Origin of the sequence: Pseudonocardia broussonetiae, assembly GCF_013155125.1 — a bacterium.
GTDB classification, from domain to species: Bacteria; Actinomycetota; Actinomycetes; order Mycobacteriales; family Pseudonocardiaceae; genus Pseudonocardia; species Pseudonocardia broussonetiae.
The window spans coordinates 3,012,449-3,029,077 of record NZ_CP053564.1 but is presented as its reverse complement, the minus strand read 5'-3'; the positions used below and the strand labels follow the sequence as shown (position 1 = coordinate 3,029,077).

The 16,629-nt window shown below is 74.2% G+C and carries 13 protein-coding genes and 2 tRNA genes; 5 read left to right on the top strand and 10 right to left on the bottom strand.

The genetic code is table 11. The features are described 5' to 3' along the window. Positions 1-6: 6 nt before the first annotated feature. Both leuD and leuC read right to left on the bottom strand, forming a co-directional pair. On the bottom strand, positions 7-594 hold the full coding sequence (gene leuD / locus HOP40_RS15150; RefSeq protein ID WP_172159047.1) for a 3-isopropylmalate dehydratase small subunit: 588 nt from the start codon (positions 592-594) through the stop codon (positions 7-9). After that, positions 594-2,024, bottom strand: a complete 1,431-nt coding sequence (gene leuC, locus HOP40_RS15145) for a 3-isopropylmalate dehydratase large subunit (protein WP_172159045.1) — start codon at positions 2,022-2,024, stop codon at positions 594-596. Before leuC ends, leuD begins: the two co-directional genes overlap by 1 nt. A 40-nt stretch (positions 2,025-2,064) precedes the next feature. Here leuC and HOP40_RS15140 point away from each other — a divergent pair, with 40 nt between their 5' ends. Both HOP40_RS15140 and HOP40_RS15135 read left to right on the top strand, forming a co-directional pair. Beyond that, a complete protein-coding gene (locus HOP40_RS15140) occupies positions 2,065-2,766 on the top strand; it encodes an IclR family transcriptional regulator (protein WP_172159043.1) in 702 nt (233 codons plus the stop codon). Positions 2,767-2,854: 88 nt separating this feature from the next. After that, on the top strand, positions 2,855-4,750 hold the full coding sequence (locus HOP40_RS15135) for an Hsp70 family protein (protein WP_172159041.1): 1,896 nt from the start codon (positions 2,855-2,857) through the stop codon (positions 4,748-4,750). A gap of 1,086 nt (positions 4,751-5,836) precedes the next feature. Here the strand turns inward: HOP40_RS15135 and HOP40_RS15130 are convergent. From HOP40_RS15130 to gltX, 3 genes are all read right to left on the bottom strand, one after another. Beyond that, positions 5,837-5,909: transfer RNA gene (locus HOP40_RS15130), tRNA-Glu, on the bottom strand. A 77-nt stretch (positions 5,910-5,986) separates the two neighbouring features. Then, positions 5,987-6,058: transfer RNA gene (locus tag HOP40_RS15125), tRNA-Gln, on the bottom strand. Positions 6,059-6,101: 43 nt separating this feature from the next. Next, positions 6,102-7,604 carry a glutamate--tRNA ligase gene (gltX, locus tag HOP40_RS15120; protein WP_172159039.1) on the bottom strand — a complete coding sequence of 501 codons (1,503 nt, stop codon included), beginning with the start codon at positions 7,602-7,604 and terminating at the stop codon, positions 6,102-6,104. Between the two features lie 39 nt (positions 7,605-7,643). On the opposite strand from gltX, the gene HOP40_RS15115 reads away from it, so the two are divergent. After that, entirely contained in the window at positions 7,644-9,032 is a 1,389-nt protein-coding gene (locus HOP40_RS15115; protein ID WP_172159037.1) for an FAD-dependent oxidoreductase, read from the top strand. On the opposite strand, the gene HOP40_RS15110 is transcribed toward HOP40_RS15115, so the two are convergent. Together HOP40_RS15110 and HOP40_RS15105 are read right to left on the bottom strand one after the other, a co-directional pair. Continuing rightward, complete coding sequence (locus HOP40_RS15110) at positions 8,996-9,739, bottom strand: GNAT family N-acetyltransferase (RefSeq protein ID WP_172159035.1); 744 nt, start codon at positions 9,737-9,739, stop codon at positions 8,996-8,998. The two genes, HOP40_RS15115 and HOP40_RS15110, sit on opposite strands and share 37 nt — an antisense overlap. Then, positions 9,736-10,866, bottom strand: a complete 1,131-nt coding sequence (locus tag HOP40_RS15105; protein WP_172159032.1) for an MFS transporter — start codon at positions 10,864-10,866, stop codon at positions 9,736-9,738. Before HOP40_RS15105 ends, HOP40_RS15110 begins: the two co-directional genes overlap by 4 nt. Positions 10,867-10,956: 90 nt before the next feature. Here HOP40_RS15105 and HOP40_RS15100 point away from each other — a divergent pair, with 90 nt between their 5' ends. Continuing rightward, positions 10,957-11,397: an Lrp/AsnC family transcriptional regulator gene (locus tag HOP40_RS15100; RefSeq protein WP_172159030.1), complete on the top strand. Its 441-nt coding sequence runs from the start codon at positions 10,957-10,959 to the stop codon at positions 11,395-11,397. On the opposite strand, the gene cimA is transcribed toward HOP40_RS15100, so the two are convergent. Beyond that, positions 11,384-13,000, bottom strand: a complete 1,617-nt coding sequence (gene cimA / locus HOP40_RS15095; RefSeq protein WP_172159027.1) for a citramalate synthase — start codon at positions 12,998-13,000, stop codon at positions 11,384-11,386. The two genes, HOP40_RS15100 and cimA, sit on opposite strands and share 14 nt — an antisense overlap. A 273-nt stretch (positions 13,001-13,273) precedes the next feature. Here cimA and HOP40_RS15090 point away from each other — a divergent pair, with 273 nt between their 5' ends. After that, a complete protein-coding gene (locus tag HOP40_RS15090) occupies positions 13,274-13,582 on the top strand; it encodes an EthD family reductase (protein ID WP_240157685.1) in 309 nt (102 codons plus the stop codon). 113 nt (positions 13,583-13,695) lie between these two features. Here the strand turns inward: HOP40_RS15090 and HOP40_RS15085 are convergent, their stop codons facing one another. Next, a complete protein-coding gene (locus tag HOP40_RS15085) occupies positions 13,696-14,739 on the bottom strand; it encodes a 3-isopropylmalate dehydrogenase (protein ID WP_172159022.1) in 1,044 nt (347 codons plus the stop codon). A gap of 217 nt (positions 14,740-14,956) precedes the next feature. Next, a complete protein-coding gene (serA, locus tag HOP40_RS15080; protein WP_172159019.1) occupies positions 14,957-16,561 on the bottom strand; it encodes a phosphoglycerate dehydrogenase in 1,605 nt (534 codons plus the stop codon). Between the last annotated feature and the right edge of the window lie 68 nt (positions 16,562-16,629).

Genomic DNA, 16,629 nt, shown 5'->3' with positions numbered 1-16,629 from the left:
GCGAGGTCAGCGGGTGACGGGCATCCGGGCCGGTCGGGACGCCTCGAACGCCGTGATGTCCTCGGCGTGGCGCAGCGTCAGGCCGATGTCGTCGAGGCCCTCCAACAGCCGCCAGCGGGTGTAGTCGTCGATCTCGAACGGCACGGTGAGGTCGGCGGCCTGCACCGTCTTCTCGGTGAGGTCGACGGTGATCTCGGTGCCGGGCTGGTTCTCGAGCAGCTTCCAGAGCAGTTCGACGTCGGGCTGCGCGACCTCCGCCGCGAGCAGGCCGGCCTTGGCCGAGTTGCCGCGGAAGATGTCGGCGAACCGCGAGGAGATGACGACGCGGAACCCGTAGTTCATCAGCGCCCACACCGCGTGCTCGCGCGAGGAGCCGGTGCCGAAGTCGGACCCCGCGACCAGCACCGAGCCGCGGTCGAACGGCTCCTGGTTGAGGATGAACGACGGGTCGTTGCGCCAGGCCGAGAACAGGCCGTCCTCGAACCCGGTGCGCGTGACGCGCTTGAGGTAGACCGCCGGGATGATCTGGTCGGTGTCCACGTTGGAGCGCCGCAGGGGCACCCCGATGCCGGTGTGGGTGGAGAAGGCGTCCATCAGCTCAGGTCCTCGGGGCTGCTCAGGGTGCCGCGCACGGCCGTGGCCGCGGCCACGAGCGGGGACACCAGGTGGGTGCGGCCGCCCTTGCCCTGGCGGCCCTCGAAGTTGCGGTTGGACGTCGACGCGCTGCGCTCGCCCGGCGCGAGCTGGTCGGGGTTCATGCCCAGGCACATCGAGCAGCCCGCGGAGCGCCACTCGGCGCCCGCCTCGGTGAAGACCTCGTTCAGGCCCTCCTCCTCGGCCTGGAACCGCACGCGCATCGAGCCCGGCACGACCAGCATCCGGACGCCGTCGGCGACCTTGCGGCCGCGGATGACGTCGGCGGCCGCGCGCAGGTCCTCGATGCGGCCGTTGGTGCAGGAACCCACGAAGACGGTGTCGACGGCGACCTCGCGCAGCGGCTGACCGGCCGTCAGGCCCATGTAGGTCAGCGCCTTCTCCGCGGAGACGCGCTCGTTCTCGTCGACGATCTGGGCCGGGTCGGGCACGTTCTCGCCCAGCGGGAGGCCCTGGCCGGGGTTGGTGCCCCACGTGACGAACGGGGTGAGCGCGTCGCCGTCGATGTGCACCTCGGCGTCGAAGACGGCGTCGTCGTCGGTGCGCAGCTCGCGCCACGCCGCGACGGCCTCGTTCCAGTCGGCGCCCTTCGGCGCGCGGTCGCGGCCCTCCAGGTACGCGAACGTGGTCTCGTCGGGGGCGATCATGCCGGCGCGCGCGCCCGCCTCGATCGACATGTTGCAGATCGTCATGCGCCCCTCCATGGAGAGGTTCTCGATGACGTTGCCGCGGTACTCGAGCACGTAGCCCTGCCCGCCGCCGGTGCCGATCTGCGCGATGATCGCCAGCACGACGTCCTTGCTCGTGACGCCCGGGCGCAACGTGCCGTCGGCGCTCGTCACCGTGATCGACATGGTCTTGAACCGCTTGAGCGGCAGCGTCTGCGTGGCCAGCACGTGCTCGACCTCGGAGGTGCCGATGCCGAACGCCATGGCGCCGAACGCGCCGTGCGTGGACGTGTGGCTGTCGCCGCAGACGACCGTGGTGCCCGGCTGCGTGAGGCCGAGCTGCGGGCCGACGACGTGGACGATGCCCTGCTCGGCGTGGTTCATCGGGTAGAGCGGGACGCCGAACTCGGCGCAGTTCTTGCGCAGCGTCTCGACCTGCGTGCGCGACACCGGGTCGGCGATCGGCAGCTCGACGTCGGTGGTGGGGACGTTGTGGTCCTCGGTCGCCAGCGTCAGGTCCGGCCGCCGGACCGGCCGCCCGGCGAGGCGGAGGCCGTCGAACGCCTGCGGACTCGTCACCTCGTGCACGAGGTGCAGGTCGATGTAGAGGAGGTCGGGCTCGCTTCCGCTCTGCCCATCCTCTCGGCCCTCGCGGACGAGGTGCAGGTCCCACACCTTCTCGGCCAGTGTGCGCGGCGCCATCAGTTGCTTCTCCCAGCTGTTGGGACGTTAGTATCGCGGTGTGAGACAGCATAGCGGGATCGGCGTGCTCGACAAGGCCGTGGGTGTCCTCCGCGCCGTGGCCACCGAGCCCTGCGGCCTGGCCGAGCTGTGCCAGCGCACGGGGCTGCCGCGCGCCACCGCGCACCGGCTCGCCGTCGGCCTGGAGGTGCACGGGCTGCTCAACCGCGGATCCGACGGGCGCTGGCGCCCCGGCCCGGCACTGGCCGAGCTGGCCGCGGGCGGGGCGGACCCCCTCCTGGAGGCCGCCGCGGCCGTGCTCCCCCGCCTGCGCGACATCACCGGCGAGAGCGTGCAGCTCTACCGCCGCGACGGCACCCAGCGCGTCTGCGTCGCCACCGCCGAGCCGGCGAGCGGGTTGCGCGACACGGTGCCCGTGGGATCGCGGCTGCCGATGACGGCCGGGTCGGGCGCCAAGGTGCTCGCCGCGTGGGCCGAGCCGGCCGTGCAGCGCGCGGTGCTGGCCGACGCCACGTTCACCGAGCGGGTCCTGCTCGACGTCCGCAGGCGCGGGTGGGCGCAGAGCGTCGCGGAGCGCGAGTCCGGTGTGGCGAGCGTCTCGGCCCCCGTGCGCGACGGCAGCGGGCAGGTCGTCGCCGCGGTGTCGGTGTCGGGGCCCGTCGACCGCATCGGCCGCCGACCGGGCGTCCGCTGGGCCGCCGACCTGCTCGCGGCCGCGGAGGCCCTGCAGCACCGGCTGTGATCGAGACCCGCCCGAAAGGGTCACCGGCGGCCCGATACCGTGACGCGATTGCACGCAGGGTGAGGATCGGCGGCGGGAACGGGAGACGATGACCTACTTGCTCGGGATCGATCTGGGTACGACGAGGACGTCTGCCGCCGTCGGTCACCCGGGCGCGCGGCCCGGCGAGATCGAGATCGTCAACCTCGGCGACCGGTCCAGCTCGATCCCCTCCGTCTTCTACGCCGGCACCGACGGCTCGGTCCTGGTCGGCGAGGCGGCCGAGCGGCGCGCGCTCACCGACCCGGCCCGCGTCGTGCGCGAGTTCAAGCGCCGCATCGGCGACCCCACGCCGCTCGTCGTCGCCGGGGTGCCGTGGTCGCCGCAGGAGCTCTCCGCGCGCGTCGTGCGCTGGGTCGTCGACCGGGTGGGCGAGCGCGAGGGCGGCCCCGCCGCCCGGATCGCCGTCACGCACCCCGCGTCGTGGGGCCCGCTGAAGAAGGAGCTCCTCGGCGGCGCGCTGGCCGGGCAGGGCATGCAGGTGTCGTTCCTGGCCGAGCCGCAGGCGGCGGCGCTGCACTACGCGTCGGCCGAGCGGCTGGAGTCCGGCTCGACCATCGCCGTCTACGACCTCGGCGGTGGCACGTTCGACGCCGCCGTCGTGCACAAGGGCCCCCAGGGCTTCGGCACGGTGGGGCGCCCGGAGGGCATCGAGCGGCTCGGCGGCGTCGACTTCGACCAGGTCGTGTTCGACCACGTCCGCGCGGCCATGCCCGAGGCGTTCGCCGGGCTCGACGACACCGACCCCTCCGTGCTCTCCGCCGTCGCCGCGGTGCGCCGCGAGTGCTCGGAGGCCAAGGAGGCGCTGAGCAGCGACACCGAGGTGTCGATCCCGGTGCTGCTGCCCGGCTCGCAGGGCTCGGTGCGGCTGCACCGCAGCGAGTTCGAGGCCATGATCCGGCCGCAGCTCGAGGACACGGTCTCCGCGCTGCGCCGCGCCGTCGCCTCGGCGGGGATGACGCCCGACCAGCTCACCGCGGTGCTGCTGGTGGGCGGGTCGTCGCGGATCCCGCTGGTGGCGCAGCTCGTGTCGGAGCAGCTGGGCCGCCCGGTCGCGGTCGACGCCGACCCGAAGAACGCGATCGCCATGGGCGCCGCGCTCTCGCTCGACCCGGCGGCGCTCGCCGGGACCGGGCCGCACGTCCCCGCGCCGCGGGGCGGTTCGTCCGCCCCCGTGGGCGCCCGTCCGGCCGGTTCCCGGTCGACCGGCTCCCAGTGGGCGGCCGGTCCGGGCGGTGCGGTCGCGGCTGCCGGCCTCGGGGTCGCCGGCCTCGGGGTCGCCGCGGGCGCCGGTATGGCGTCGGCGGGGCCGTCGGCCGGGCCGGTGGCGTCGGCGGGCTTCCGGCCGCCGGGCGTGCCGCCGCAGCGGGTCGCCGGGGAGAGGGCCACGCAGGTCGTGCCGCCGCAGCGGCCGATGCCCGGGTCCCCCGGCTCCGGTCAGATGTCGGCCTACCCCGTCCGGCCGCCGATGGACCTCGAGGTCACCGAGTACCGCGAGGACGACTACGACCGCCCCGAGCCGCCCCGCCGCCGCGGCGGCGCGTTCCTCGTGTCGGTCGGCGGCCTGGCCGCGGCGCTCGGCGTCGTCGCCACGGTGTTCCTCATGCCGAGCCCCACCCCGACGCCCACGGCCAACACCGACCCGGCGTCCACGGTGCCGGTGCTGCCGCCCGTCTCGTCGGAGGTGCTGGGCACACCCACGCCGGTGGAGTCGACGGAGGCGCCGGTCGACGACGATCGTCCCGCCCCAGCAGCCCCCACCCGCCGCCCCGACCCGACCACGGCCCCACCCACCACGCAGGTGGAACCGCCTCCGCCGGTGACGACGGAGCCCCCGCCGCCGACGACAGAGCCCACTACGCCGCCCACGACGACGCCGCCCACCAGCAGTGTTGTCGAGCCACCTCCGCAGGCCGACGCGCAGCGGAACCTGCCGGTCGCCTGAGCCGGCTCGACCACCGGGACTGCGCTGTGGCGGCCCTCGGTGGGGCCGTGCGGTCACACTCCTGACGATCACGGTGTCGTCGGCCCGCCGCGCGACCCCGTGCCGCCGCCCGGGGCCGCAGCGCGCCATGATCGTCGAGACCGCGCCACCACGGTCGCCGCGACGACCCACACGTCGCACTTCCGACGATCACCGAGCCGCGATCACCAGGACCGCACCGCTGCGGCCCTCCCCAGGGCCGTGCGGTCACACTCCCGACGATCACCGGTGTCGTCGGCCCGCCTCGCGACTCCGCCGGCGCCCGGGGCCGCAGCGGCCACCCCGGGTTGTTGATCGCTGGCACCGCGCCACCACGGTCGCCGCGACGACCCACACGTCACATTTCCGACGATCACCGAGCCGTGATCACCGAGACCGCACCATGGCGGCCCTCAGCAGGGCCGTGCGGTCACACTCCCGACGATCACCGGTGTCGTCGACCCGCCCCCCGCGACTCCGCCGGCGCCCGGGGCCGCAGCGGCCGCCCCGGGTTGTTGATCGCTGGCACCGCGCCACCACGACTGCCGAGACGACCCTCACGTCACACTCCCGACGATCGTTGGCCAGTGATCGCCGAGACCGCACCGCTGCGGCCCTCCCCAGAGCCGTGACGTCACACTCCTGACGATCACCGGCTTGTGATCAGCGAGACCGCACCGTGGCGGCCCTCGCCAGGGCCGCGCGGTCACACTCCTGGCGATCACCGGTCTCGTCGATCCACCCCGCCCCTCCGTGCCGCCCGCGACCGCCGCACCGGCGGCCGCGGATTCATGATCACCAAAACCGCACCGTGGCGGCCCTCGCCAGGGCCGTGACGTCACACTTCAGACGATCACCGGCCTGTGATCACCGAGACCGCACCGCTGCGACCCTCGCCAGGACCCTCACATCACACTTCCGACGATCACCAGCCCGCACCCCCGGCCGCCTGCCCCCACCGCCGGCGCCGGACCAGAGACCGCGCCTCCGACGCCCGACCCACGCACAACACCCGAAAACGCAGAAACCCTCTCGACTCCGAACCGGAGTGAGAGGGTTTGTGCGTTGTAGCCCCGACGGGATTTGAACCCGCGCTACCGCCTTGAGAGGGCGGCGTCCTAGGCCGCTAGACGACGGGGCCAGAGACTCGCTGATATGTACTTGGCTTGCTCGAACTGCTCGGGAGAACAGTACAGGAAGGCTTTCTGGAGCTTTCCGCTGGGGTACCAGGACTCGAACCTAGACTAACTGAACCAGAATCAGTCGTGCTGCCAATTACACCATACCCCACTGGACGACGGTCACTCGGTGACCGCGTCCTGCGCGAACCACTCTAGCCGAGCCCCCCGGCGCGCTCCACACCGGCCCTCAGCCGCCGCAGCGACCGCTCGCGCCCCAGCAGCTCCATGGACTCGTAGAGCGGCGGCGACACGGTCCGGCCGCTGACGGCCACCCGCACGGGCGCGAACGCCTTGCGCGGCTTGAGCTCCAGACCGTCGATCAGGGTGGCCTTGAGCGAGCCCTCGATCTCCGCGGCCGACCACGTCGACAGCGCATCGAGGCCGGTCAGGGCCGCTTCGAGCACCGGGGCGGCGTCGGCGCCGAGGTTCTTCGCGGCCGCGTCCTCGTCGAGGGAGAAGCCGTCCTCGGACACGAACAGGAAGCGGAGCATGCGGGCGGCGTCGGAGAGGACGACGCTGCGCTCCTGTACGAGCGGGGCCGCGGCGGCGAGCAGCGCACGCTGGTCGTCGGTGTCGATGCTCACTCCCTCCGCGACGAGGTAGGGCTCGACGCGGCGGGCGAAGTCCTCGACCGGCAGCGCCCGCAGGTGCGCCGCGTTGATCGCCTCGGCCTTCTTCAGGTCGAACCGCGCGGAATTGCCGGAGACGCGCCCGACCTCGAATGCGTCGACCATCTCCGCCATCGTGAAGACGTCGCGGTCCTCGGCGATCGCCCACCCCAGCAGTGCCAGGTAGTTGAGCAGCCCCTCGGGCACGAATCCGCGCTCGCGGTAGAGGAACAGGTTCGATTCCGGGTCGCGCTTGGAGAGCTTGCGGTTGCCCTCCCCGGTGACGAGCGGGAGGTGCCCGTAGCGGAAGGGGCCGTCGCCGAGGCCCACGCGCTGCAGCGCCTCGAGCAGCGCGATCTGGCGGGGCGTGGAGGAGAGCAGGTCCTCGCCGCGCAGCACGTCGGTGATGCCCATGAGCGCGTCGTCGAGCGGGTTGGTCAGCGGGTAGAGCGGGCTGCCGTCGCCGCGGGCGAGCACGAAGTCGGGGACGGTGCCGGCGCGGAAGGTGACGTCGCCGCGGACGAGGTCGGTGAAGGTGATGTCGCGGTCGGGCATCCGCAGCCGGTAGACGGGCGCGCGGCCCTCGGCGCGGTAGGCGTCGCGCTGGGCGTCGGTGAGGTCGCGGTCGGCGTTGTCGTAGCCGAGCTTCGGGTCCCGCCCGGCGGCCTTGTGCCGCGCCTCGATCTCGTCGGCCTTCGAGTACGACTCGTAGACCTCGCCCGCGTCGATCAGGCGGCGCAGCGCGTCGGCGTAGAGGTCGCCGCGCTCGCTCTGCCGGTACGGCCCGTGCGGGCCGCCGACCTCGGGGCCCTCGTCCCAGTCGAGGCCGAGCCAGCGCAGGGCGTCGAGCAGGGCCTCGTAGGACTCGACCGAGTCGCGGCTGGCGTCGGTGTCCTCGATGCGGAACACGAACGCGCCGCCGGAGTGCCGGGCGTGGGCCCAGTTGAACAGGGCTGTGCGGATGAGCCCGACGTGCGGAGTGCCCGTCGGGGACGGGCAGAAGCGGACGCGGACCGGCCGAGTCGGTGAGTTCTGGGACGCAGTCATGGTCTTGCCAGGCTAGCGGACCCGCGCTAAATTCAACGCATGACGAATAACGAGCGCACGACCTGCCTCGTCGTCGGTGGTGGACCGGCCGGGATGGTGCTGGGGCTGCTGATGGCCCGCGCGGGCGTCCCTGTCACGGTCCTGGAGAAGCACGCCGACTTCCTGCGCGACTTCCGCGGCGACACCGTCCACGCCTCCACGCTGAACCTGCTCGACGAGCTCGGCCTCGGTGAGCGGTTCGCCGCCGTCCCGCACCGGCTCCTGGAGCGGGTCACCGTCCAGCTCGACTCGGGCACCGTCGTGATGTCCGACATGCGTCGGCTCCCGGGGCGGCACAAGCACATCGCGCTCGTCCCGCAGTGGGACTTCCTCGACATGCTGGCCGACTCCGCCGCCGAGGAGCCGGCGTTCACGCTGCGGCGCAACGCCGAGGTCGTCGACCTGCTGCGCGAGGGTGACCGCGTCATCGGCGTCCGGTACGTCGACCGCACCGACGGCAGCGAGCACGAGCTGCGCGCCGACCTCACCGTCGCCTGCGACGGCCGCGGCTCCGCGGTGCGCGCCGCCGCCCGGCTGCGGCCGCGCACGTTCGGCGTGCCGATGGACGTCTGGTGGTTCCGGCTGCCGCGCCGCGAGAGCGACCCCGTCGGCGGCGTCGGGCGGTTCTCCACCGGCCACTTCTGCGTGATGATCGACCGGGGCGACTACTGGCAGTGCGGCTACCTCATCCGCAAGGGCAGCGACACCGAGCTGCGGGCGGGCGGCATCGAGCTGATGCGCGAGCGGTTCGCCGGGCTGCTGCCGTGGATGGCGGACCGGATGGGCGCGCTGGAGTCGTGGGACGACGTCAAGCTGCTCGATGTGAAGCTGGAGCGGTTGCGGCGCTGGGAGCGCGACGGCCTGCTGCTCATCGGCGACGCCGCGCACGCCATGTCGCCGGTCGGGGGCGTCGGGATCAACCTGGCCGTGGCCGACGCCGTCGCCGCCGCCCGGATCCTGGCCCCCGCGCTGCGCAGCGGCGGGATCGTGCCGCGCTCGGTGCTGCGCCGCGTGCAGTGGCGGCGCTGGCTGCCGACGGCGCTGGTGCAGGGCGCGCAGCGGATCGCCCACCGCGCGGTGCTCGGCCCGACGATCATGGCCGCCCCCGCCGACGCGGCCGTCACGCCTATCGGGATGGCCGACGACGACGGCGGCCTCGCGCCCGCGCCGCTCGAGAGCCTGCCGTTCCCGATGCGGATGTCGCAGCGCTTCCCGGTGCTGCAGGGGATCCCGGCGCGGCTGGTCGCGATCGGCCCGCTGCCCGAGCACGCGCCGGAGTGGGCGCGGCGGGCGCCGCAGCCGGTCCAGACGCAGCCTGCCGGGGCGCAGCCCGTCGAGGCTGCCGCTGCTGCTCAGGCGGGCTCCGCGACGCCGCACTCCCCCACCTGACGGAAGCCGACGCGCTCGTAGACGCGGGTGGCGTCGGCGCTCCCGGCGGCGAGGAACACGAGGTCCGCGTCGGTGGCGCCGGCGAGCGCGGCGGTGACCGCGCCGCCGAGCCCCCGGCCCCGCGCCGCGGGGACGGTCCCGATGCCGACGAGCTCGGCGACGTCCCCCGCCCGCTGCACCTGACCGGCGGCGAGCGGGCCGTCCGGCCCCGTGACGAGGGCCATCGCGGTCCGGCCGCTCGCCAGGCCCGCCCGGGCCGCGGCGACGGCGTCCGGACCGGGAGCGTCGGGGGCCGGCGCCCCGAACGCGGCCGCGCCGACGAGCGCGACCGCGTGCAGCGCGTCGACCAGGTCGGGGTCGTCGGCGCCCAGCAGCCGCACGCCCTCGGCAGCGACGGCAGGACCGTCGAGCACCAGCAGCGGGCAGACGTGCACGGCCAGCCCGGCCTCGCGCACGGCCGCGTCCATGGTCGGCGCGGCGGCGTGCACCCACTCGAACGCCTCCGGCACCCCGGCGGCCCGCTGCCGGGCGCGGACCCGCGTGACGTCCGCGGCCGTGACCGTCGCCCCGGGCACCGGGCGGGCGTAGAGCGGGTGCCCGGGGCCGTCGGGCAGGAACAGCCGCAGCGGCCCGTCGTCGGTCGCCGTCGCGCGGGCGCGCGGCACCGCGTCGCAGAACGCGTCGATGCGCGTGAGGATCGGGGTCACCCCGCGATGGTGACGGGTACGGCAACCGGTTTGCGGGCGAGCGGCACCGCCACCGCGACGACGACGGCCGCGGCGACCGCCACCCAGCCCAGCCCGGCCGCCTCGTACAGCGGTCCGGCGAGCAGCCCGGCGACCGCGGCCCCGCCGTAGGTGGCGGCGGAGTTGAGGGCCAGGACCGCGCCGCGCGCGTGCGGGGCGGCGTCGGCGAGCCGGCTGACCACCAGCGTCAGCACGACGTGGTTGACCACGCCCCAGGCGACGGCCACGGCGAGCAGCGCCGGCAGCAGGCCGACCGTCGCCCCGAGCGCCAGGTAGACCAGCACGAGCCCGGCGAGGACGGGGGCGAGGCCGGTGCGGGCGGCGAAGCGGTCGGTGACCGCGCCCAGGCCGAACCCGACGCCGTAGGAGAGCGCGAGCAGCCCGGCCCCGGCCGCGCCGCCGCCGTGCAGCAGGCGGATCTCGGCGCCGGCGAACGCGAACACGGCGTAGAAGGCGGTCATGAACGCGAGCGTCGTCACGAGCAGCGGCACGACGCCGGGGACCCGCAGCGCGGCGGAGAGACGCGGTCGCGGCGCCGTCGGCACCGGCGTCGCGGGCAGCGTCCGGACCAGCACGGCCTGGGCGGCGGCGAGCACGGCCAGCGCGCCGAGCACCCCGCGCCAGCCGACGGCGTCGGCCAGCACCGTCGACACCGGGACCCCGGCGACGAGCGCGATCGACCAGCCCGTCAGGACCCGCCCGGTGGCCCGCGCGCCGTCACCGGGCGCGGCGAGCTCGGCGGCGAGGGCGTAGGTCGCGGGCAGCACCACGCCCGCGGCGGCGCCGGCGAGCACCTGCGCGCCCGCGAGCACCTCCCAGTTGGGCGCCAGCGCGGAGACCGCGGAGCTCAGGGCGAGCGCGAGCGCGCCGGCGGTCAGCGCGGTGGCCCGCGGGACGCGGTCGAGGCGCGAGCCCAGCAGCACGGCCACCGCGACGACGCCGACGCCGTACGCGGCGAGCGCGCGGCCGATCTCGGTGGGGGTGGCGGACAGGGAGGCGGCGAGGTCGGGCAGCAGCGGGGCGAGCAGGAAGGACTGCGCCCCGACCGCGACGACGCCCGCGGTCAGGACGGGGAGGTGACGGGCCATGCACCGAAGATGCTTCGGTCGTGACGCCGTTTCCAGTGCTCCAGGACCATGGCGAAGACTGTTCGGCCGAAGGGCTGTCAGGATGGCGGCATGGACCAGATCGACCGGAGGATCGTCGGTCTCCTCCTCGACGACGCCGACCGCACCTACGCCCAGCTCGGCCGCGACGTCTCGCTCTCCCCCGCCGCGGTGCACGAGCGGGTGCGCCGGCTGCGGGCGTCGGGGGTGGTGCGGCGCACGACGGTGGAGGTCGATCCCGACGCGCTCGGCGTCGACGTGCTCGCCTTCGTGCTGCTGGACACCGAGGGCTGGGCGCGCGACCACGTGTTCGCCGCGGCCGAGGCCGACCGCCGCGTCGAGGAGGCGCACTCGGTGGCCGGCAACAGCAACTTCCTGCTCAAGGTCCGCGCGGCCGGCCCCGACGAGCTGGAGGAGGTGCTGCGGATGCTCTACCAGGTCGAGGGGGTGGTGCGGACCCGCACGATCATGGTGCTGCGCCGCGGGTTCGAGCGGGGCGTCAGCCTGCCGTGACCGCTCCTGGCGCCCGCAGCGCGGCGTAGGCGAGGGCGTCGACCAGCGCCAGCCAGGACGCCTCGACGACGTTGCCGTGCACGCCGACCGTCGTCCACTCCCCCGCCTTGTCCGACGACTCGATCAGCACGCGCGTCACGGCGCCGGTGCCGCGGGTGAGGATGCGGACCTTGTAGTCGGTGAGGTCGACGTCGGCGAGCCACGGGCAGGACGGGGCGAGCGCGCCGCGCAGGGCGGCGTCGAGGGCGTTGACGGGGCCGTTGCCCTCGCGCGTGGCGATGAGGCGCTCCCCGTCGACGAGGATCTTGACGGTCGCCTCGGCCACGATCTCGCCGTCGGCGCGCCGCTCGGTGATGACGCGGTAGGACTCCAGGTCGAACGGCGCGGTGCCCGCGTCGCCGCGCGCGGTGCGCATGAGCAGCTCGAGCGAGGCGTCGGCCGCCTCGAACGACCAGCCCTGCGCCTCGCGCTCCTTGACCGTCGCCACGACCGACGACACGGCGTCCGGACGGCCGGCCAGGTCGACGCCGAGCTCCTCGCTCTTGAGCTCGACGCTGGCCCGGCCGGCCATCTCGGTGACGAGGATCCGCTGCCCGTTGCCGACGTCCACGGGGTTCATGTGGTTGTACAGCTCCGGGTCCACCTTGATCGCACTCGCGTGCAGGCCCGCCTTGTGGGCGAACGCTGACGTCCCGACATAGGCCTGGTGGGTGTCGGGAGCGATGTTGGCGATCTCCGCCAACGTGTGCGAGGTGCGGGTCATCTCCGCCAGGGCTCCGTCCGGTAGGACGGGCATCCCCAGCTTGGTCACCAGGTTCCCGACCACGGCGAACAGGTCGGCGTTGCCGGCCCGCTCCCCGTAGCCGTTCGCCGTGCACTGGACGTGCGTGGCACCGGCCTGCACGGCCGCGACGCTGTTCGCGACCGCGCAGCCGGTGTCGTCCTGGCAGTGGATCCCGAGGCGGAAGCCGGTGCGCCCGGCGACCTCGGTGACCACCTCGGCGATGCCCAGGGGGAGCATGCCGCCGTTCGTGTCGCACAGCACCGCGACGTCCGCGCCGGCCGTGACCGCCGCGTCGAGCACGCGCAGCGCGGTGTCGGGGTCGAAGGCGTAGCCGTCGAAGAAGTGCTCGGCGTCGAGGAACACGCGCCGGCCCTCCCCGACGAGGAACGCCACCGTGTCGGCGACCATCGCGCAGTTCTCGGCCGCGTCGGTGCGCAGCGCGCGCTCGACGTGGCGGCGGTCGGACTTGGCCACCAGCGTGACGACGGGCGCCTGGCTGTCGAGCAGCGCGCGGACCTGCGGGTCGTTCGCCGCCGTCGTGCCGGGGCGCCGGGTCGCGCCGAACGCCACCAGCGCGGCGTGGCGCAGGTCCAGCTCCCCCGCCGCGGCGCGGGCGAAGAACTCGGTGTCCTTCGGCAGCGCGCCGGGCCAGCCGCCCTCGACGTAGCCGACGCCCAGGGCGTCGAGGTGGCGGGCGACGGCCAGCTTGTCGGCCACCGAGTAGGAGATCCCCTCGCGCTGGGCGCCGTCGCGCAGCGTCGTGTCGTAGACGTGGAAGGCGTCGCCGAGCGGCGTGGCCGTGGGCTCGGTGCGGGACATCGGGGTTCTCCTGGGGCTCCGTGGGCAACAAAAAAGACCCCTCGCGGGATGCGAGAGGTCTGCGCGTCGGCCGGGTACTGCTAGCCGACGCGCCTGCCGATAATGATCACGGTGCTGTGCACGTCGGCGAGCATGGCACGCGGCGTCCCGCCGTGTCACACGCGGGGTCCACATGCTGGGACGGGTGTAGGCGGGCCGTGGCGTGATCCAGCAGGGTGGCGCACGGAGTCCCGCGCACCGACGCGCGAGGGCACGCGTCCGCGAGGAGTCGCCTTGTACCAGCTCACCGCCCTCTACAACCACCCCGAGGACCCGGCGGCGTTCGACAAGCACTACACCGAGGTGCACGCGGAGATCGCCAAGAAGATCCCCGGCATCCTCCGCTACACGATCAGCCACCCCGGCCCCGGTCCCGAGGGCGACAAGCCCCCGTACTACCTGGTCGCGGTGCTCGACTTCGCCGACGAGGCGTCGTTCGGGGCGGGCATGGGCGGCGAGCAGGGACAGGCGGCGGTGGCGGACCTGCCCAACTTCGCGGGGGCCGGGGTGACCCTGCTGACGGGGCCGGCGAACGAGGCCTGACCGCCTCTTCCCGCACTCGCGATTGCAGGAAAGCCACGTTCACGCAGCGAGATTGCGTGAACGTGGCTTTCCTGCAAGTCGGCGGGCGGAGCGGCGGAGCGGCGCCGCGGGCGTCAGCTGCTCGGCACCCCGGCGTGGCTGCTCACCAGCGCCGCGAGCCGATCGCCGATGCTGCGGGTGTGGCCGGTGGCGGAGTGGTCGCGGGTGGCCAGGTCGAAGGCCACCGCGGCCTCGATCCGCCGGGCCTCCTCGACGTTGCCGAGGTGGTCGAGCAGCAGGGCGACCGAGAGCACCGCGGCGGTGGGGTCGGCGATGCCCTGTCCGGCGATGTCGGGCGCGCTGCCGTGCACCGGCTCGAACATGCTGGGGTTCTTGCGGCTGACGTCGAGGTTGCCGCTGGCGGCGAGCCCGATGCCCCCGGTGACGGCGGCGGCGAGGTCGGTGAGGATGTCGCCGAACAGGTTGTCGGTGACGATCACGTCGAACCGCGCCGGGTCGGTGACCATGTGGATGGTCGTGGCGTCGATGTGCTGGTAGGCGACCGAGACGTCGGGGTGCTCCAGCGACACCTCCTCGACGAGCCGTGACCACAGCCGCCCGGAGTAGGTGAGGACGTTCGTCTTGTGCACCAGCGTCAGGTGCTTGCGGGGGCGGCGCTCGGCCCGGGTGAACGCGTCGCGCACGACCCGCTCGACGCCGAACGCGGTGTTCGTCGACACCTCGGTGGCGATCTCCTGAGGGGTGTCCTTGCGCAGCAGGCCGCCGGTGCCGACGTAGGGGCCCTCGGTGCCCTCGCGCACGACGACCATGTCGATCTCGGCGTTGCCGGCCAGCGGCCCTCGGACGCCCGGGTACAGGCGGGCGGGGCGCAGGTTGACGTGGTGGTCGAGCTCGAAGCGCAGGCGCAGCAGCAGGCCGCGCTCGAGGATGCCGCTGGGGACCGACGGGTCGCCGACCGCGCCGAGCAGGATCGCGTCGTGCTGCTGGAGCTCGGTCAGCACCGACTCCGGCAGGAGCTCGCCCGTGGAGTGCCAGCGCGCCGCGCCGAGGTCGTAGGTGGTCGTCTCCGCGCCGGGTGCGACCTCCTCGAGAACCTTCAGCGCCTCCTCGATGACCTCCGGCCCGATGCCGTCGCCGGGAATGACCGCAAGGCGCATGACTGGTGTTCCTCTCGTGGCTGGACCCGCGCGTGCCTCCGATTACCGGCGGGCCGCTGGGCACGTTACCGGCCGCTACCGGGGCGGATCGCCGCGCCTCACCCGTACGGGGTCACTCGCCCGGGTGAAACCACGCCGGAACGGGCCCGACCGGCCCGCGACACGCCCCCGAGCGGGCCATTCGGGCGCCCGCCCGAAGGCCGCGCCTCGGGAGGGATCAGTCGTCGAAGGAGATCAGCCGGGTGATGCGCGCCCCGACCGAGGCGCCGATCGGCTCGAGCACGCCCGGGTCGACGGGACGGTCGACGCGCAGCAGCATGATCGCGTCCTCGCCGTCGGTGGTCTGGCTGATCTGCGCGGCCTCGATGTTGACCGCGGCCTCCCCCAGCAGCGACCCGACGCGGCCCATGACGCCGGGGCGGTCGGCGTACTCCAGGAGCAGCACCTCGCCCTCGGCGCGCAGGTCGAAGTGCCGGCCGTTGACCTCGACGAGCTTCTGCACCTGCGACCGCCCGGTGAGCGTGCCCGACACGGTGATCGACTCACCGTCGGGCATCGCCGCGCGCAGCTGCACGACCGACCGGAAGTTCTCGCTCTCCGGGGCGGTGGTCAGCTCGACGTCGACGCCCCGCTCCGCGGCCAGCGCCGGCGTGTTGACGAACGTGACCTGGTCCTCGACGACGTGCGTGAACACCCCGCGCAGCGCCGCGAGCTGCAGCACCGAGACGTCCTCCGACGCCAGCTCACCGGAGACGTCGACGGTGATCGTGCTCGGCACGCGCCCGGCCACCGCGTAGAGCACGGTGCCCAGCTTCTGCGTCAGCGGCAGCCACGGGCGCACCTCCTCGCCGACGGCGCCGCCGACCTGCACGTTGACGGCGTCCGGCACGAACTCGCCGGCCAGCGCGAGCTGCACCGACCGCGCGACGTCGGTGCCCGCGCGGTCCTGCGCCTCGTCGGTGGACGCGCCCAGGTGCGGCGTGACGACGATCTGCGGGATCTCGAACAGCGGGCTCGACGTGGTCGGCTCGCTGACGTAGACGTCGATCCCGGCACCGCCGACGTGGCCCGAGCGCACCGCCTCGGCGAGCGCGTCCTCGTCGACCAGGCCACCGCGGGCCGCGTTGACGATGATCACGCCCGGCTTCGTCAGCGCCAGCTGGTCCTTGCCGATGAGCCCGAGCGTCTCCGGGGTCTTGGGCAGGTGGATCGAGATCAGCTCGGCGCGGCGCAGCAGCTCGTCGAGCGGGACGAGCTCGATGCCGAGCTGCGCGGCGCGGGCCGGGGCGACGTAGGGGTCGTAGGCGATGAGCTCGACGCCGAACGCCGCGAGGCGCTGCGCGACGAGCTGGCCGATCTTGCCCAGCCCGACGATGCCGGCGATCTTGCCGTTGATCTCGACGCCGGTCAGCGAGCTGCGGGCCCACCTGCCGGCGCGCAGGCTGGCGTCGGCGGCCGGGATGCGGCGCGCGGCGGCGAGCAGCAGCGCGACGGCGTGCTCGGCGGCGGAGACGATGTTGGAGGTCGGCGCGTTGACGACCATCACCCCGCGATGCGTGGCCGCCGGGACGTCGACGTTGTCCAGGCCCACCCCCGCCCGCGCGACGACCTTGAGCCGGGGCGCCGCGGCGAGCAGCTCGGCGTCGACCTGGGTGGCCGAGCGCACCAGCAGCGCATCGGCTCCCGCGATGGCGGCGAGCAGCGCGGGGCGGTCGGTGCCGTCCACGTGACGGATGTCGACGTCGTCGCCCAGCAGCGCGACCGCGGACGGGGCGAGCTTCTCGGCGAGCAGGACGACGGGGCGGGTGGCGGCGTTGCTCACGGCGGTGCAGGGCTCCCGGATCGGAGGGGTGGTACCCGCTGATCCTAGGGTCCGCGGGAGGGCCGTGG